The organism is Ruthenibacterium lactatiformans (assembly GCF_000949455.1).
Classification (GTDB): Bacteria; Bacillota; Clostridia; order Oscillospirales; family Ruminococcaceae; genus Ruthenibacterium; species Ruthenibacterium lactatiformans.
The window spans coordinates 62,910-78,506 of sequence record NZ_JXXK01000010.1 but is presented as its reverse complement, the minus strand read 5'-3'; the positions used below and the strand labels follow the sequence as shown (position 1 = coordinate 78,506).

Here is a 15,597-nt window from a genome sequence, read left to right as displayed (position 1 = left end):
CATCACCTGCCCATCGTCTCAAGCCGATACAGGTACTCAAATCCGGCCGCATTGGCATTGATATTCGTGACGAACAGCGGCATCCCCACCTTACCGGACGCCTCGATCTGCCGGCGCAGCAGAATGGCGCCGCCGCCCACGAACACTGCTCTGCAATAGCGCAGATCCAGCATCCTCTCCCGCAAAGTGCTGAATAGGTCATTGACGAACTCCTGCGCCAGTCGCTCCACAAGCTGCACGGCATCCGCAGGGTACTGCGTCAGCTTTCCAGAGAGAATGGCGTCCACGTCGCCTTCATCCAGAAGCAAGTCCAGCTCCGCATTTCCTCTGGACCTGATTTTATTGTATAGCAGGATGACGCCGTTTTCCAGCGAATCACAGGAAGCAAGGTCGGCTTTTCCGTTCTTCAGCAGCAGATAATCCGCCGTAAAGCCTCCGATATCCAGCACGACTGCCTTCGGGTCATCTAACAGGGTATGCAGCATCGTGGCCGCAGCTGCGTATGCTTGCGGATAGCAGGCCACATCCTCAATGCTGATGGCATAGTGCCTATCCCGATACATAAATTCTACAAGACCACGGCCCTGAAAATAGGACGCGAATTTCTCGGACTGAGCACCAAAATGTGCCGGGGGCAGGCCAACGGCCAGCTGGATACGGTGCAGTTCTTTTTCGCTGATGCCACGGGCCGTAATTTCCTCCGCGATGGCGATCAAGGTAAGGGCGAAAAAGCGGTCATCCTCCGTCTTATCTTTGTGGAACGGAATGCGTTCATTGGAGAGCGTGTAGTAAGTGCCGCGGTATTGCAGGCTCTGACCGAATGGCCGGGTCAGGCTCTGCTGCAGTCCAGACACAAAGGGTTCGCCGTGGGCGGTTTTGATCTGCTTGTTTCCATGATCGACACCAATTAACATAGGTATGTACCTCCTTTTTTTGCTTTATACATATCCTTTACGCCTGGATGACGCCTTTCTCAACAGAGAAAAAGTAATTTTAGCATCAATTTTTGTAGGTACATAGAAAGAAGGAGCACCGTTCCGAAATTGTTTTGGAACGGTACTCCTTCTTTACAATTCAAAGCGATAGCCATATCCATAAATGGTACAAATGGCATCAGTTTTTATCTTTTTTCGTATCTGGTAGATTCTGCTTGTGACGCTTTCCGGACCAGCACTAAAATCATCCCGCCTTACACACTGATATATCTGCTCACGTGTGAAAGACCATCCGGGGTGAGAGGCCAGATAGTATAAAACGTCAAACTCCATAGTTGTCAATCGTACATTTTCTTCTCCAATACAAACTTTGCGTTGGTTAGGATCAATGCACAAGTTGCCGTATATAAGTACGGGCTTCACCACCACTAGCCTCACCCCCTTTCATTTTACCAAGTTTAATGCTTATCGCCTCTACATTTCCCACGCCCTCTGTTGCACCATTATTATACTATGAAGAAATTATGGTGAGCTTATTCACCACTGTTTTCTTTGCGATACTCCGCTGGCGCAATCTTTAGAACATCACGAAACGCTGTGGCAAATTTGCTCTGATTTTCATATCCAACTTGATTCGCAATTTCAGCTATGGTGGCCTGCGTCTGCCTCAATAAAATCGCAGCCTGCCTGATGCGGTATTCTTTCATATAAGTTCCGATAGGCTGTCCATAAATCCCTTTAAAGGTATCCTTTAAGGTTGTAGTGTTTATCAAATATTCCTTAGATAGATCTTCAATGGTTGGCCGCTCCTGAAGATTGGATGTCAGCCTTTTATGGATCGTCTTGATAATCTCCACTTGTGGGGAAGTGTATAGCTCTCTCCGTTTCTCTTTGGACACATCGACCATACACAAAAACAAAAGTAGTTCTTGTACCTTTAATCGAAAATATGGTTTCTGTAAGCAATCCGGCACAGAATAAAGTTCTGAAAATATATGTTCAATCTCATCCTTCGCTCGCATGATAAAGCAGTTTCCACCAGAACAAAACTTATCTTTAAATTGCAGAATATCTATGCCACTGTCGGAGAGGATTTCAGGAGGGTTTCTCATCACCACAGATAAATTGATAACAACGGAGATCCCCCGATAATGCTTTAATGGAAATGACATTTCCGCCGCACAATTATCCATGGTATGGATTGACAGGTCTCCTTCTCCGAGGTAAAGACAAGAGCCGCTTGCTAAGCGACATCCCTCACGGCCTTCCCGGCAATGATTGATCTCCAATATATTTTTATCAATGTTCCCATCCCAATAGCAGCTCGTTGCCTCAAAGTCATTATAAATAAGCTGTATTCCGGGATAGACCTGATAGACCGTCATAAGTCCAAGGCCATCCGCACAATCCATTTTATAGACGGTACAATAGCCGTCGTTATCTTCCGGAATGACTGCGGACAACCCTGTTGATGAAAGTGGGGTATGCTCCATAACTGTCCTTTCCGTTACATTTTTATTGTTTATCTGTTGTGCCAGGGTTTTCCTGGCATTTTTTATTATAAGGTTTCTTCTCATATTGCACCGCTCCAATCAGCAGGATTTTAAATCCAAATAGAATTCACTTTGCATTATAGTACGTCATGGCTAACTGTGCAAATGGAAAACCTATGTCCTTTGTCGGTGCTGCTGTATGATGGCCTTTTCTGCCCCGGCCACCACTGTCGGTCCGGAAATTTTGCTTGTTGGGGAAGGCCCCAACTTCCTGTTGCCATTCATCAAGTATTTACAAAGTTCTGCTATGCTTGTCTTGATGAATGAGGTATAATCAATCCAGTGATAAAAATAAATTTGGAGGTTGCAGTATGGCATATAAAATTATTGCAATATTGATACTGGCTGCGTTTTACGGTATTTATTACATAAAACTTATTAGTCAGCGAAAGCAGGGAATACAAACAAATTTATTGGGCAAGGGAAAGAAAGGCTTTGTAAAGGCCATAGAAGATTCATTGAAAATTGTAACATTTGTAGCGCCCATTGTTGAGTTGATTAGTATTTTTATGGACACATATATTGATCTGACATGGGTAAGGGTATTGGGCTGTATATTGGGAATATTAGGAGTTGTGGTGTTTGCGGTATCCGTACTTACGATGCGTGATAGTTGGAGAACTGGTGTCCCTGATGATAAAAAAACAGAACTTATCACGTCTGGAATATATGCATATAGCCGCAATCCTGCCTTTTTGGGTTTTGATTTAATCTATTTATCCATCCTTTTTATATTTTTTAATTGGGGCTTGTTAGTGATAACAGTGTTGACGGTTGTTATGTTTCACTTACAGATTGTTAAAGTGGAGGAAGCTTTCTTGATAAAAACATTCGGAGAGGAATACTTGGAATATAGAAAAAAAGTATGTAGATATATTGGAAGAAAGAGGTAGCAAAATCCATATTATTAAAAAGCGCCGGACGCAGAGGCCAAACAGCCCCACGTCCGGCGTTTCGATTTTGTTTGATTACCCGTCTGTAAACTGAAACCGCCGCGCCTCAAAGTCGGTGTCGCTCATGGCGTCCGGTTTGGTGGAGGTTTGGCAGGCCAGCGCCCGCATTTCCCCGTCCATATCCGGTATATCCGCCCGGACAGCTGCCGCCATCCTGCGCCGGTCGCCTTTGTGATACGGTCTGACACCCTTTGTCAAACAGAGGCATCGGCCAGATACAGTTTATTTATTACAATACTCCTTGCCTATACAGCCGGAGCAACCACCACCGCAGCAGGAGCCATTCTTCCGATCCCGATGGATCTTCCGAACAGCCCATACCGCATAGAGAACAATTCCGACTGCAATTACGCCTGTTACAATCATTCAGACTCCTTTCTGGCCGGCACTCCACAACTCATCCGCCGTGGGCTGCCAGTTCTTTGCATACAGTTCGCACTTGTCGCAGAGATGGTCTACCGATTCCGGTGACTGCAAATCTGTCGATTTTGCACCGGTGCGCTTTACCATCTCTCTCAAGATCTGCGGGTTCTCCAGCAGAGGGCAGGGCCGCAACATATTCTTGTTGAATGGCTGCCCATCATGGTAAGCCATAAAGATTGGACTTTTCAGTGCCTCCAGCAAAGTGCAGTCATGGATGTTCACATTAGAGTAGTGAATGAATACGCAAGGCTCAACATCCCCGGCAGCATTGATATGTAGGTAATTACGCCCTCCGGCGATGCAGCCGCCCACATACTCCGCATCATTCTGAAAATCCATACTGAAGATCGGCTTTGTACTCCGAAATGCCCGAATACGCTCATAGACTGTTCTTCTCTGCTCCGGTGTTGGCAAAAGCTCCGGAACCGCCTCATTGCCAACGGGCATATAGTGGAAAAACCACACGAACATAGCGCCCATGTTAATCATCATATCGAAAAATGATTCACTGCTGATGTCCTCATAGTTCGCGCTGGTATAGCAGGTGGAAACGCCAAAAGGCAGGTTATGTTCCCGCAGCAAATCCATGGCGTGCATGACCTTTTCAAAAACGCCGCTGCCTCTGCGCCCGTCATTTGCCGTTTCAAATCCTTCCAAGCTGATCGCCGGGACAAAGTTTTTTACCCGCAGCATCTCCTGGCAGAATGTTTCATCAATCAGCGTACCATTTGTAAATGACAGGAACGCACAATCAGGGTGCCGTTCACAGAGGGTAATCAGATCCTTTTTACGAACCATTGGCTCCCCGCCTGTGTAGATATACATATAAACGCCTAAATCCTTACCCTGCTGGATGATACGGTCAATCGTTTCCAGGCGCAAATTCAGCTTGTGGCCGTACTCGGCAGCCCAGCAGCCAGTACAATGCAGATTGCAGGCTGATGTAGGGTCCAGCAGAATTGCCCATGGAACATTGCATTTTTCTTTTTCCCGCATCTCTTCCTGGATGGCTCCACCTTTTAAGGCCGAATTGATGATGAAATTCTGGAACAAGGTTTTTCGCACGCCGGTATCCAACTGGTAGGCTTTCAAAATCAGCTCATACCAATTTCCCTTTTCATCAATCGCCTTTCGGAAGGCCGCCCGCTGGCTCTCATACCAGCCATCAGGCAAAGCCTTATCAATCAGATTCATGGCTTTTGGAATATTGGTTTCCGGATCTTTCTCCAGGTAATTCAATGCCATATTGACGGCCGCAGTGAAGGCCGTGTTTTTTACAGATTCAATAATGCTCATTTTGTCTTTCTGCCGACAGAAATGGACTCTGTCAGCTTTCTCCCATTTTTATTCTTCGCGCAGAAGATTCCTTACTGCTAAAAATCCAACGCCAATCGCAGAAATAATGATGGCGAAACGTAAAAACTTTTTAAATGTCATAATTCCCACCTCACACAAGAAGTCCGATTCGATAAATAATAAAGGTAATGACCCATGCTACAACTAACTGGAACAGGGCGGACAACAGCATCCACCGGGTGCTGGCCGCTTCTTTACGGATTGTTGCCAATGTAGCGGCACAGGGAATGTACAGCAGGCAAAAAATCATCAGACAGAAGGCATTAAGCTGCCCAAAGCCTGCTGCACCCAGGATACCAACCAGCGTGTCCATCCCCGCAGCAGAATTGATATTCGGGATCCCGAACAAGACGGCGCAGCTGGATACCACCACTTCTTTCGCGGAAATACCGGCAATCAAAGCGACGGCAATCTGCCAGAACCCCAATCCAATGGGAGCAAAGAACGGAACCAGCCAATGTCCCAAAATAGCTCCGAAACTCTCCGTCATTTCTGTTGTGTAGCCATGCGGCCCGAAATTCAGGATGATCCACATGAGAATAGAGGCCACAAAAATGGTGGTGCCTGCTTTGGTCAGATAGTCCTTTACCTTTTCCCAAACATAAATTGCAACGGTTCTGGAGCTGGGTGTTTTGTATTCCGGCAGCTCAATCAAAAGATAGTTTTCTGAAGTCCTGCGGTCAATCAAATGGATGACCGCCGCCACGAGGATTGCAACCACCAGGCCGATCAGGTACATGGAATATGCCACCAGCATCGCACGCTCTGCGAAGAACATCTCTGCAAACAGGATGTAGATTGGCAAACGGGCGCTGCAGCTCATAAAGGGAGTAACCAGCATGACCTTAAAACGGTCTCGCCGGTTTTCCAGAGTTCGTGATGCCATAATTGCCGGGACGGTACATCCAAAGCCCAGTATCATCGGAATAAAGGCCCTGCCGGATAACCCCAGCTTGCTCATAATCCCCTCCATGACATAAGCAACACGCGCCATATAACCGCTGTCCTCAAGAAAGGCCAGAGCAAGAAACAGGATGAAAATATTTGGAAGGAAGGTCAGAATACCACCTACGCCAGCGATGATGCCATCTACCAATAGAGAACGCAGCACATCGTTGACGCCAGCAGCAATCAATCCGCTGTTGACTGCGCCAGACAGGCTTTCTATTCCCATTTCAAAATATCCCTTCAGCCAGTCTCCAATCGTAAAGGTAAGGAAAAAGACTAAGGCCATAATTGCCAGGAAAATAGGGATACTCCATACCCGGTGGGTCAGCACACGATCTACTTTCTGTGTCAAAGCATCCTGGCGGTCTTTATTGACCAGCACTTCACGGATGACTTCCTGAATGAAATCGTACTTCTCGTTGATAATGTCGGATTCATAATTCCGGTCCAGCACATCTGGCAGATCCACCGGGTAATGCTCCGTGATTTCCTTATCCTGCTCCAACAGCTTGATTGCATACCAACGGTAATTCGTCAGACCGGGATACTTCTTTTTCAGTTCCGCCATAATGAGGTCGATCTTATCCTCAATGGTATCGCTGTAAACCATTGCATACTCGGAATGGTGGTCATGCCGGTGTTTTGACGTATAGTTGTGATGATGGATCAGGCAATCCGGGTCTTTGCAGTCTTTATGATGTGCAGCCGCATGGAGCAGCACATCAAGACCGGTCCGCTTTCTGGCGGAAACCGGAATGACCGGAATCCCCAGCATTTCCGGGAGCCTGTGCGTGTCGATCTCCATGCCCCGCTTTTCCACAATGTCCATCATGTTCAGCGCCAATACAACCGGCTTTCCAAGTTCCAGAAGCTGCAGGGTCAGATACAGATTGCGCTCAAGTGCGGAGGCATCTGCAACATCAATAATTACATCGACTTCATCGCTGAGTATGAACTGTCTGGAAACCTGCTCCTCCATCGTATAAGAAGTCAGGCTGTAAGTACCGGGAAGGTCAACCAGGCGAATGGTCATATCATGGTCCTTGATGGCACCTTCCACCTTTTCAACGGTGACTCCCGGCCAGTTTGCCACTTTTAGGTTTGCGCCCGTATAGGCATTAAACAGTGTGGTTTTTCCGCAGTTTGGATTTCCGATGAAACCGATTGTCATACTTTCACTCATCAGAATTTACCCCACTAAAATATTCTTCGTGATATTGCGCCCCAATGCAAACCGGGTTCCTCGTATTTTCACAATCAGGATTCCATGCCCCTTGCTGTTCAGTACCTCAATGGGCGTTCCTTGTGTCATTCCCAATGCTTCAAGGCGCTTTTCAATGTTGATCGGTAACTTTATTTCTTTTACTTTATAGCTGTTTCCTACGGTTCCGTCACAGAGATACATAGCCGCCCCTCCTTACCGCAAAGCCTGCAAAGTGCGCGGCATTTTACGAAATTCAGACGCCATCATCGCAATCGTGATTACAACCAGAACCGCATCTGTCAGAGCAATCGCCAGCCATACGCCGCGAATGCCCAGGCCGCCGATCATCGGCAAGAGGACACACAGCGGAATAAAGAGGATAATCTGGCGGAACAGCACCAGCCATGTGGCCTTATTCGCCTTACCCAAGGACTGGAACAGTGTGACCGCAATCAGAAAACTTCCCTGTAAAATGTAGGTGCTGAACATAATGCGGAAATTCGTCACTCCTGACGCTGCCACCCCCGGCGTTGTAATGAACATAGAAAGCACCTGCTCCGGGAGCAGCTCGGCGGGAATCCAGAACAGCAGGGACAGGACGGTGGCCGCCGCAATGAATACTTTGGTCAGTAGCTTTACACGGTCGTAATCCTTTGCTCCGTAGTTCGTACCGGCCGCAGGCTGGAATCCCTGACTGATTCCCCACAGAGGGACAAAGGAGAAATTCCAGAACCGCAGGGCAGCACCCAAAAGGATCTGTGAAGTCTCTCCGCCATAGTTGGCAGCTACACGGTAAATCACGGTCTGCTGAACAAGGGTCAAAACTTGCATCAACAGAGCAGAGATGCCAACCGCAAGCACCTGACGGAGAATAGGCCCATCAATACGGATACGGCCTATTTTTACATTTCGACTTTTCTTTTTGAAGTACCACACAGTAATCGCAGCCTGGACAAACTGGGACAGCACAGTAGCATAAGCAGCAGCCTCAATCCCCATCCCATAAGGATTCAGAATGGAAATAAAAATGGGGTCAAGAATAATGTTCAGGATAGCACCGCTGGCGATGATGAACATTGCTTTCTTGAGCTGGCCTTCTCCTCGGATCACCATGTTTGCGCTTTGGAAGAAGTTGACCAGCAGAGAACCAGCAAATATAATCCGCAGATACTTTTCGGCGTAGTTCAGGATATTGTCACTGGCTCCGGCCAGAGATAAAAGCTGACGGGTAAAGACCATGCCGATGACTGTGTAAATCACAGATAGGATCACAACAGCAGCAACCAGATTGCCCATGATCTTCTTTACCGTATCGTTGTCCTTTTTGCCAATGGCTCTCGATAAGACTGAGGCGGAACCCACGCCCAACATGGCTGCGGAACCGGCGTTGATCAGGGTAAACGGATAGGAAACCGATACGGCTCCCATCTGAATATCCCCAACCATCTGTCCGACAAAGATGGAATCCATCATGTTATAGAGGCCCACAACAACCATGCCGAGGACCGCAGGGATGCTCAGCTCCAGCATCAGCGAGAAGGGGCGCTGTGTAAGCAGCTTTGTTCTTGTATCCAGTGATTGTTTCATCACGTTACCTCCTATTTGATATTAGCCACGTCTAACCATAAAAAGTATATAAAATTGCGGGGCGTTTGTACGCTCCAAACCGCAGGAATAGCAATCCAAATTGACACAAAATCAGGAGCGGAAAAGGCTGAACGCCTTTCCGCTCCCGGTATCATTGTGCCATTTTCTCCAGCAGTTTCAAGGCTTCTTCCAACTTTGGATTTTCAGCATCCGTTTGCAGCGCCTCCCGGACACAACTCCGAATATGGGCTTGCAATATCTGTTGGTTGGCGCTTTTAAGCAATGCCATTGTTGCCTGAATTTGGGTAGATATATCCACACAATAGCGATCTTCCTCCACCATTTGCAGGATTCCGTCTATCTGCCCTCTCGCAATTTTCAGTTTGTGGGTGATGTCGCTCCTTTTTGCTTTCATAGGCAGGCCGCTTACTGGATCTCGACAACCTGATAGCCAGCATCTTCGATAGCCGCTTTCAGCACATCGTCCGATACGGTACAACCCATCTGTACCTTTGCCGACTTATCCTCCAGGCTGACTTCAACCTGTTCCACGCCCTGGATTTCCCGCAGCGCCTTATCGACGTGCTTTACGCAGTTCCCGCAAACCATACCTTCAATCTTCAGTGTCTTTTCCATGTGAATTTCTCCTTTTCTATCTTCTTTGCTATTTGATGAGCTGTCTGACTGGAATGTCCCCAGCTCCATAGAGGAAATGTGTTTCGCCTTAAACCATCTTAACCGCAGCGCATTGGATACAACAAATACGGAACTGAAACTCATGGCAAAGGCTCCGATCATCGGGTTCAACTTCAACCCAAAAGACAAATAGAACAATCCGGCAGCTACCGGAATCCCGATGACATTATAAATAAATGCCCAGAACAGATTTTGCTTGATATTACGGATAACCGCTTTGCTGAGCTGTACGGCGGTAGACACATCCAGCAGATCGCTTTTCATCAAAACAATATCCGCTGACTCAATCGCAACATCTGTACCTGCTCCGATGGCGATACCAACATCGGCTCTGGCAAGGGCAGGAGCGTCATTGATACCGTCTCCCACCATGGCAACCTTTTTCCCTTCGCTTTGCAGCCGCCGTATCTCTTTCTCTTTATCCTGCGGAAACACTTCCGCTACAACTCGATCCACGCCGACTTGACGCCGGATGGCCTCTGCGGTCTTAGCGTTATCCCCGGTCAGCATAACGACTTCAAGCCCTAATCGGCTCAACTCCTGCACCGCCTGCTTGCTGGTGGGTTTCACCACATCTGCCACGGCAATCACACCGATCAACTCTCCTCCACAGGCAAAGAACAATGGCGTTTTTCCGTCCATAGCCATGTCCTCGCCAAGCTGAAGAAGATGGCCGCCTTCAATCTGATGGTTGTTCAGCAACCGGCGATTTCCGGCCAAACAGAGGTCAGTCCCGATTCTTCCGACAATTCCCTGGCCTGGAATCTGTGTAAATTCACTGACCGGCAGCAGCGGAAGTTTCTCATTATCTGCCTCTGCCACAATCGCATCTGCCAGCGGGTGTTCCGACAGCTTTTCCAAGGAAGCAGCAATCTGCAAAAGTTCCTTTTTCTGAATGCCTGCCTTGCAGAGCAGATCCGTTACCACCGGGGTTCCCTGTGTAATGGTTCCTGTTTTATCCAGAACAACCGTATTGATGTCGTGAGCCGTTTCCAGGGCCTCCGCCGATTTGATTAAGATCCCGTTTGTTGCGCCTTTTCCGGTTCCCACCATGATGGCGGTGGGAGTAGCCAGCCCCAACGCGCAGGGACAGGAAATGACTAAAATAGAGATACCGATGGACAGGGCAAATTCAAATCCGTACCCTAACAGCAGCCATATAATGATTGCAATCAGGGAAATGCTGATGACTACCGGCACAAACACACCGCTGACCTTATCTGCCATTTTTGCAATGGGAGCTTTGGAGCTGGTCGCTTCATCCACCAGCCGGACGATTTGAGCCAATGTGGTATCATCCCCCACTTTGGTGGCCTGCATTTTGAAATAGCCGGACTTACTGGTCGTTGCACCGATCACTTTGTCCCCAATGTGTTTTTCTACAGGGATGCTTTCGCCGGTCAAAGCGGATTCATCAATGGACGCAAAGCCTTCGATAACGGTTCCATCCACCGGCACCGATTCACCGGCTTTTACGATTATGGTTTCACCCAACTGCACTTCTTCCACAGGTATCTGGAATTCCTGACCATCCCGTTCCACCGTAGCGGTCTTAGGGGCCAGATTCATCAGCTTTGTGATCGCATCTGAGGTCTTACCTTTGGCGCGGGCCTCCAGCGTTTTCCCCAAGGTAATGAGCGTGAGGATCATGCCTGCGGATTCAAAATACAGGTCCATCATAAAGCTATGGACCGTAGCCATATCCCCATGGCCGAACCCAATGCCGATCTTATATATGGCGTAGATACCATAAATGATTGCGGCGCTGGAACCTATGGCAATCAAGGAATCCATGTTGGGGGAGCCGTGGAATAAGGTCTTAAACCCCATCCGGTAATATTTGAAATTGATAAATACCACCGGAATCAACAAAAGAAACTGGGTAAATGCAAAGCTGATTGCATTTTCCATTCCCAGCAGAAAACCGGGGAGCGGCCACCCCATCATGTGTCCCATGGAGATGTAAAACAGTGGAATCGTAAAAAGCGCGGAAAGCAACAGCCTTTGTTTCATTTGCTTGTATTCGGCTTGAGCCGTACTGACTTCCGCTTTCGATGCTGGTGCAGGTGAGCGGTTTTTGCTTTGAGCAGAGGTCTTTGGTATGGCTCCATATCCGGCCTTTTCAACAGCCTGGACGATTCCCGCCGTATCCAGAACGGATTCGTCATAAGAGGCAACCATGCTGTTTTTCAACAGATTGACCGATACTTCTTTGATTCCGGGCAGCTTACCGACGCTCTTTTCGATCCTGGCAGAGCAGGCCGAACAGGTCATGCCCGTAATATCAAATTGTTCTTTTTGCAAAATCATCCCTTCTTTCTGAAATATAATTTTGCGCCGCAGTACCCCTCCCCCGTAGGGAACTAAAAACTGTTATGAAAAGGGGCTTTCGGTATCTTGGGGGAAAGATGCCGCCGCCCCGATCACAAAGTCTGCGTGCAAGGTCTTTGACCATTTTTCATTATAGACATTGGCTTGATTGGTTGTCCGCTCCGATAGGCAGGTTTTTTGCTCCATTTGGCCTTTTTACAAATTTGGCGGGGATACCGACAATGGCATCTCCGCCAAATTTATTATCAATCATCTTTTTGGGACACAAAATAGATGACTCCACTCCCAATAATGCTGATTGACACTACTGCACCAATACCAGGATTAAAAAAGGCACATGCAGTACCGGCTATTGCACTGATAATTCCAAATAGGACAGAAATTACAACCCTCATTGTTCGACCTCTTAATAGCTAAAAGTTTTTTGATTACGCCGTTCGTCTGAAGAACCACCACCGGAAACTGAGAACGATCCAAAGCTGAGAGTGGCATAGTATTATCATTTTTTTCGGCTCGAAAGAATCCCCGAAATACCAAAGAACAATCCAGTTACCAGAGATATTATCGCTAAAACCAGAATGATAAAAGCCGAATCATTTCCGTTGAAGTCAAGTGCTGTTAAAGCATAGAGAAATACAAGAGTGAGCATCAAGCAAAAGATGCCAAAAAGGATTTTAGTGTTATTGCTCATATCTATCAGCCTCTCTCTTAATTAGCTCTAAGTGTGCCCGGAACTGCTGTGTACTTTGAATATATAATGCTAATATGCCCTGTTGTTCCATCACAAAGATTATATAAAGTGTAAGTTGCCATCGTCTGCTCCAATCAGCAGGATTTGCAATCCAAAGGGCAGAACCCTTTCCCAATCCATTGACTTTAAGCCGTTGTGTGAATATACTGTGCCCGTAACAGTTAAATGAATGTTTAATTGTTCGGCCATGTCAAACCAACCAAATACTAAAAGGAAAGGGGGTCTTTGTGATGAAAAAGACCATTAAGCTGATCGACCTTGACTGCGGCCACTGTGCCGCCAAGATTCAGAAAGCCGTACAGAAAATCGACGGCGTAAATGACGTGGAAGTGAACTTTCTGAGCCAGAAGATGGTTCTGGATGCTCCGGATGACCGCTTCGACGCAATTCTGGCTGAGGCCAAGGCGCTTATCAAAAAGATTGAGCCGGATGTAACGGTCAAGGCGTAAGAAAAGCTGAACACCGGCTGCCAGAAACGGCAGCCGGTGTTTGACTGAAAGGAGATGTTTATTATGACACGAAAACAAAAGCACCTGCTTTTCCGCATTATCATTGCGGCAGTGCTGTTCGCTGCCGGCAGTCTGCTCACACTTGATCCGACTGCGGAAATGGCAGTATTTCTGGTCTGCTATGTTGTAATCGGCTGGGATATTGTCTGGAAGGCTCTCACCAATATCCTGCATGGGCAGGTATTCGATGAAAACTTTCTGATGACGATTGCCACTATTGGCGCACTGATCTTAGGAGAACACTCTGAGGGCGTAGCCGTTATGCTGTTCTATCAGGTAGGAGAATGGTTCCAGTCCTATGCGGTTTCCAAATCCAGAAAATCCATTGCAAGCCTGATGGACATTCGCCCTGACTATGCAAATGTAGAACGGAATGGAAAACTTGAACAGGTCGATCCTGAAGAAGTAAACATCGGGGATACGATTGTAGTAAAGCCTGGTGAACGGGTGCCGCTGGATGGTAAAATCATCAAAGGCACGTCCGCTTTGGATACATCTGCTCTCACCGGCGAATCCATGCCCCGTGACGTGGAACCTGGGATGGAAGTAATCAGCGGGTGCATCAACCAGACAGGCATCCTGACCATTCAGACCACTAAAAAGTATGGGGAATCCACTGTTGCAAAAATTTTGGACCTTGTGGAGAATGCCAGCGACAAAAAAGGAAAAACAGAAAACTTTATCAGCCGTTTTGCCCGCTACTACACCCCGATTGTGGTCTTTGCAGCGATTGCCCTTGCAGTTCTGCCGCCTCTTGTCACTGGACAGCCATTCACGGTCTGGATTTACCGGGCACTGACCTTCCTGGTGATTTCCTGCCCCTGCGCTCTGGTTATCTCTATTCCGCTTAGTTTCTTTGGCGGCATCGGCGGTGCATCCAAAATCGGCGTCCTTGTCAAAGGCAGTAACTATTTGGAATCGCTGGCCCATACAGAGGTGGTGGTATTCGATAAAACCGGCACCTTGACAAAGGGTTCTTTTGCGGTCAGCCAGATCAATGCAGTAAGCATGAAAGAGGCACAGCTTTTGGAGCTGGCGGCTTATGCCGAGGACTACTCCAACCATCCGATCTCACTCTCCATAAAAAAGGCGTATGGCAAGAAGATCGACCACAGCCGCATTAGTGATGTGCAGGAAATTGCCGGTCACGGCGTCCGCGCTGTCATAGATGGGAAAACAATTCTCGCTGGCAACGCAAAACTGATGGATAAAGAAGGAATTGCCTATATCCCCTCGAATGCCATTGGTACAGTCATCTATCTGGCCTGCAACGGAAAATATGCTGGTTACATTGTCATTGAAGATGAAATCAAAGCAGATGCTCCGTCTGCAATCAAAGCGTTAAAGGAAGTCGGCGTCAGGAAAACCGTCATGCTCACCGGCGATGCAGATGCCGTCGGAAAGAAAGTGGCGCAAAAGCTGGGGCTGGATCAGGCATATACCGAATTGCTCCCGGCGGACAAGGTTGACCGTGTAGAAATGATGCTCCGGCAGACCACCGAAAAGGGGAAACTGGTGTTTGTTGGCGATGGAATCAACGATGCGCCTGTGCTTGCTCGTGCGGATGTAGGTATTGCCATGGGCGGTCTTGGCTCCGATGCGGCGATTGAGGCTGCGGACGTGGTTTTGATGACAGATGAACCCTCGAAGATCTCCGCAGTTGTCCAGATTGCCAGAAAGACAATCCGTATCGCAAATGAGAATATCGTGTTTGCTCTCGGCGTCAAGATTTTAGTTTTGATTTTGGGAGCTACTGGATACGCAAATATGTGGGCAGCCGTTTTTGCAGATGTTGGCGTATCGGTCATCGCTATTCTAAATGCGATTCGAGCGATGCGGGTAAAGAAATTCCTCCCCGCGACACGTTGACAGATAAGCAGGGATATAAAAATGCGCCGCTGTCCATTGTGGAAACAGCGGCGCATTTCACTTATCAATCAGTCGGACAAGATATTTCAAACAAGGCATCAACGGTTTTATGGAGAAGTTTTGCAGGGCCTGTGTTGGATAAAGTATAGTAGACTTCCTTTCCCTCCCTGCGGCTGGTAATCAGACCGCTGCTTTTCAGATTTTTCAAGTGGTGGGAAATGGCCGGTGCGCTCATTTGTACCGCTGCCGCTAAATTGCAGACACATTCCTCACTGTGGCACAACAGCCACAGGAGCCGCAGGCGTGACGGATCACTCAACTGCTGAAAAAGGATCGCTATATCCCGGAAGTTTTCTTCCGCAGGCATTTTATCTAAAACTTTATCAATGTCTTGTCCATGATTATGGGGCAAATGGTAGTGCGACATATCGGCCGCCTCCTTTCCAAAAATAGAATACCCGCAAATAGTACAGCTGTCAAAT

The 15,597-nt window shown here is 47.7% G+C and carries 15 protein-coding genes; 3 read left to right on the top strand and 12 right to left on the bottom strand.

Going from position 1 to position 15,597, the window contains the following annotated elements; all coding sequences use genetic code 11:
- Positions 1-2: 2 nt before the first annotated feature.
- From TQ39_RS08805 to TQ39_RS08800, 3 genes are all read right to left on the bottom strand, one after another.
- Entirely contained in the window at positions 3-914 is a 912-nt protein-coding gene (locus tag TQ39_RS08805; protein ID WP_050005272.1) for a ParM/StbA family protein, read from the bottom strand.
- Positions 915-1,067: 153 nt separating this feature from the next.
- Positions 1,068-1,358 (bottom strand): winged helix-turn-helix domain-containing protein, encoded by a 291-nt coding sequence (locus tag TQ39_RS21970; protein WP_276325255.1) that lies wholly within the window; start codon positions 1,356-1,358, stop codon positions 1,068-1,070.
- Between the two features lie 110 nt (positions 1,359-1,468).
- Positions 1,469-2,512, bottom strand: a complete 1,044-nt coding sequence (locus TQ39_RS08800; protein WP_050005271.1) for a helix-turn-helix domain-containing protein — start codon at positions 2,510-2,512, stop codon at positions 1,469-1,471.
- A 287-nt stretch (positions 2,513-2,799) separates the two neighbouring features.
- On the opposite strand from TQ39_RS08800, the gene TQ39_RS08795 reads away from it, so the two are divergent.
- Positions 2,800-3,381 (top strand): methyltransferase family protein, encoded by a 582-nt coding sequence (locus TQ39_RS08795; RefSeq protein WP_050005270.1) that lies wholly within the window; start codon positions 2,800-2,802, stop codon positions 3,379-3,381.
- 75 nt (positions 3,382-3,456) lie between these two features.
- Here TQ39_RS08795 and TQ39_RS08790 read toward each other — a convergent pair whose 3' ends face one another.
- The 8 genes from TQ39_RS08790 to TQ39_RS08760 all read right to left on the bottom strand — a co-directional run bounded on the left by TQ39_RS08790 (position 3,457) and on the right by TQ39_RS08760 (position 11,965).
- The gene (locus TQ39_RS08790; RefSeq protein ID WP_050005269.1) at positions 3,457-3,639 is read right to left on the bottom strand and encodes a transposon-transfer assisting family protein; all 183 of its coding nucleotides are present in this window, start codon (positions 3,637-3,639) and stop codon (positions 3,457-3,459) included.
- Positions 3,640-3,663: 24 nt separating this feature from the next.
- Positions 3,664-3,807: a FeoB-associated Cys-rich membrane protein gene (locus TQ39_RS20210; protein ID WP_077138570.1), complete on the bottom strand. Its 144-nt coding sequence runs from the start codon at positions 3,805-3,807 to the stop codon at positions 3,664-3,666.
- On the bottom strand, positions 3,808-5,160 hold the full coding sequence (locus TQ39_RS08785; RefSeq protein WP_050005268.1) for a radical SAM protein: 1,353 nt from the start codon (positions 5,158-5,160) through the stop codon (positions 3,808-3,810).
- 151 nt (positions 5,161-5,311) lie between these two features.
- The gene (gene feoB / locus TQ39_RS08780; protein WP_050005267.1) at positions 5,312-7,351 is read right to left on the bottom strand and encodes a ferrous iron transport protein B; all 2,040 of its coding nucleotides are present in this window, start codon (positions 7,349-7,351) and stop codon (positions 5,312-5,314) included.
- A gap of 6 nt (positions 7,352-7,357) precedes the next feature.
- Entirely contained in the window at positions 7,358-7,573 is a 216-nt protein-coding gene (locus TQ39_RS08775) for a FeoA family protein (RefSeq protein ID WP_050005266.1), read from the bottom strand.
- 12 nt (positions 7,574-7,585) lie between these two features.
- Entirely contained in the window at positions 7,586-8,959 is a 1,374-nt protein-coding gene (locus TQ39_RS08770; protein WP_050005265.1) for an MATE family efflux transporter, read from the bottom strand.
- Between the two features lie 151 nt (positions 8,960-9,110).
- Positions 9,111-9,374, bottom strand: a complete 264-nt coding sequence (locus TQ39_RS08765; protein WP_050005264.1) for a metal-sensing transcriptional repressor — start codon at positions 9,372-9,374, stop codon at positions 9,111-9,113.
- 11 nt (positions 9,375-9,385) lie between these two features.
- A complete protein-coding gene (locus TQ39_RS08760) occupies positions 9,386-11,965 on the bottom strand; it encodes a heavy metal translocating P-type ATPase (protein ID WP_242853474.1) in 2,580 nt (859 codons plus the stop codon).
- Positions 11,966-12,967: 1,002 nt separating this feature from the next.
- On the opposite strand from TQ39_RS08760, the gene TQ39_RS08750 reads away from it, so the two are divergent.
- Complete coding sequence (locus TQ39_RS08750) at positions 12,968-13,186, top strand: heavy-metal-associated domain-containing protein (RefSeq protein ID WP_050005262.1); 219 nt, start codon at positions 12,968-12,970, stop codon at positions 13,184-13,186.
- A gap of 63 nt (positions 13,187-13,249) precedes the next feature.
- Positions 13,250-15,115: a heavy metal translocating P-type ATPase gene (locus TQ39_RS08745; protein WP_050005261.1), complete on the top strand. Its 1,866-nt coding sequence runs from the start codon at positions 13,250-13,252 to the stop codon at positions 15,113-15,115.
- Between the two features lie 64 nt (positions 15,116-15,179).
- Here the strand turns inward: TQ39_RS08745 and TQ39_RS08740 are convergent, their stop codons facing one another.
- Positions 15,180-15,542 (bottom strand): ArsR/SmtB family transcription factor, encoded by a 363-nt coding sequence (locus TQ39_RS08740; protein WP_050005260.1) that lies wholly within the window; start codon positions 15,540-15,542, stop codon positions 15,180-15,182.
- Between the last annotated feature and the right edge of the window lie 55 nt (positions 15,543-15,597).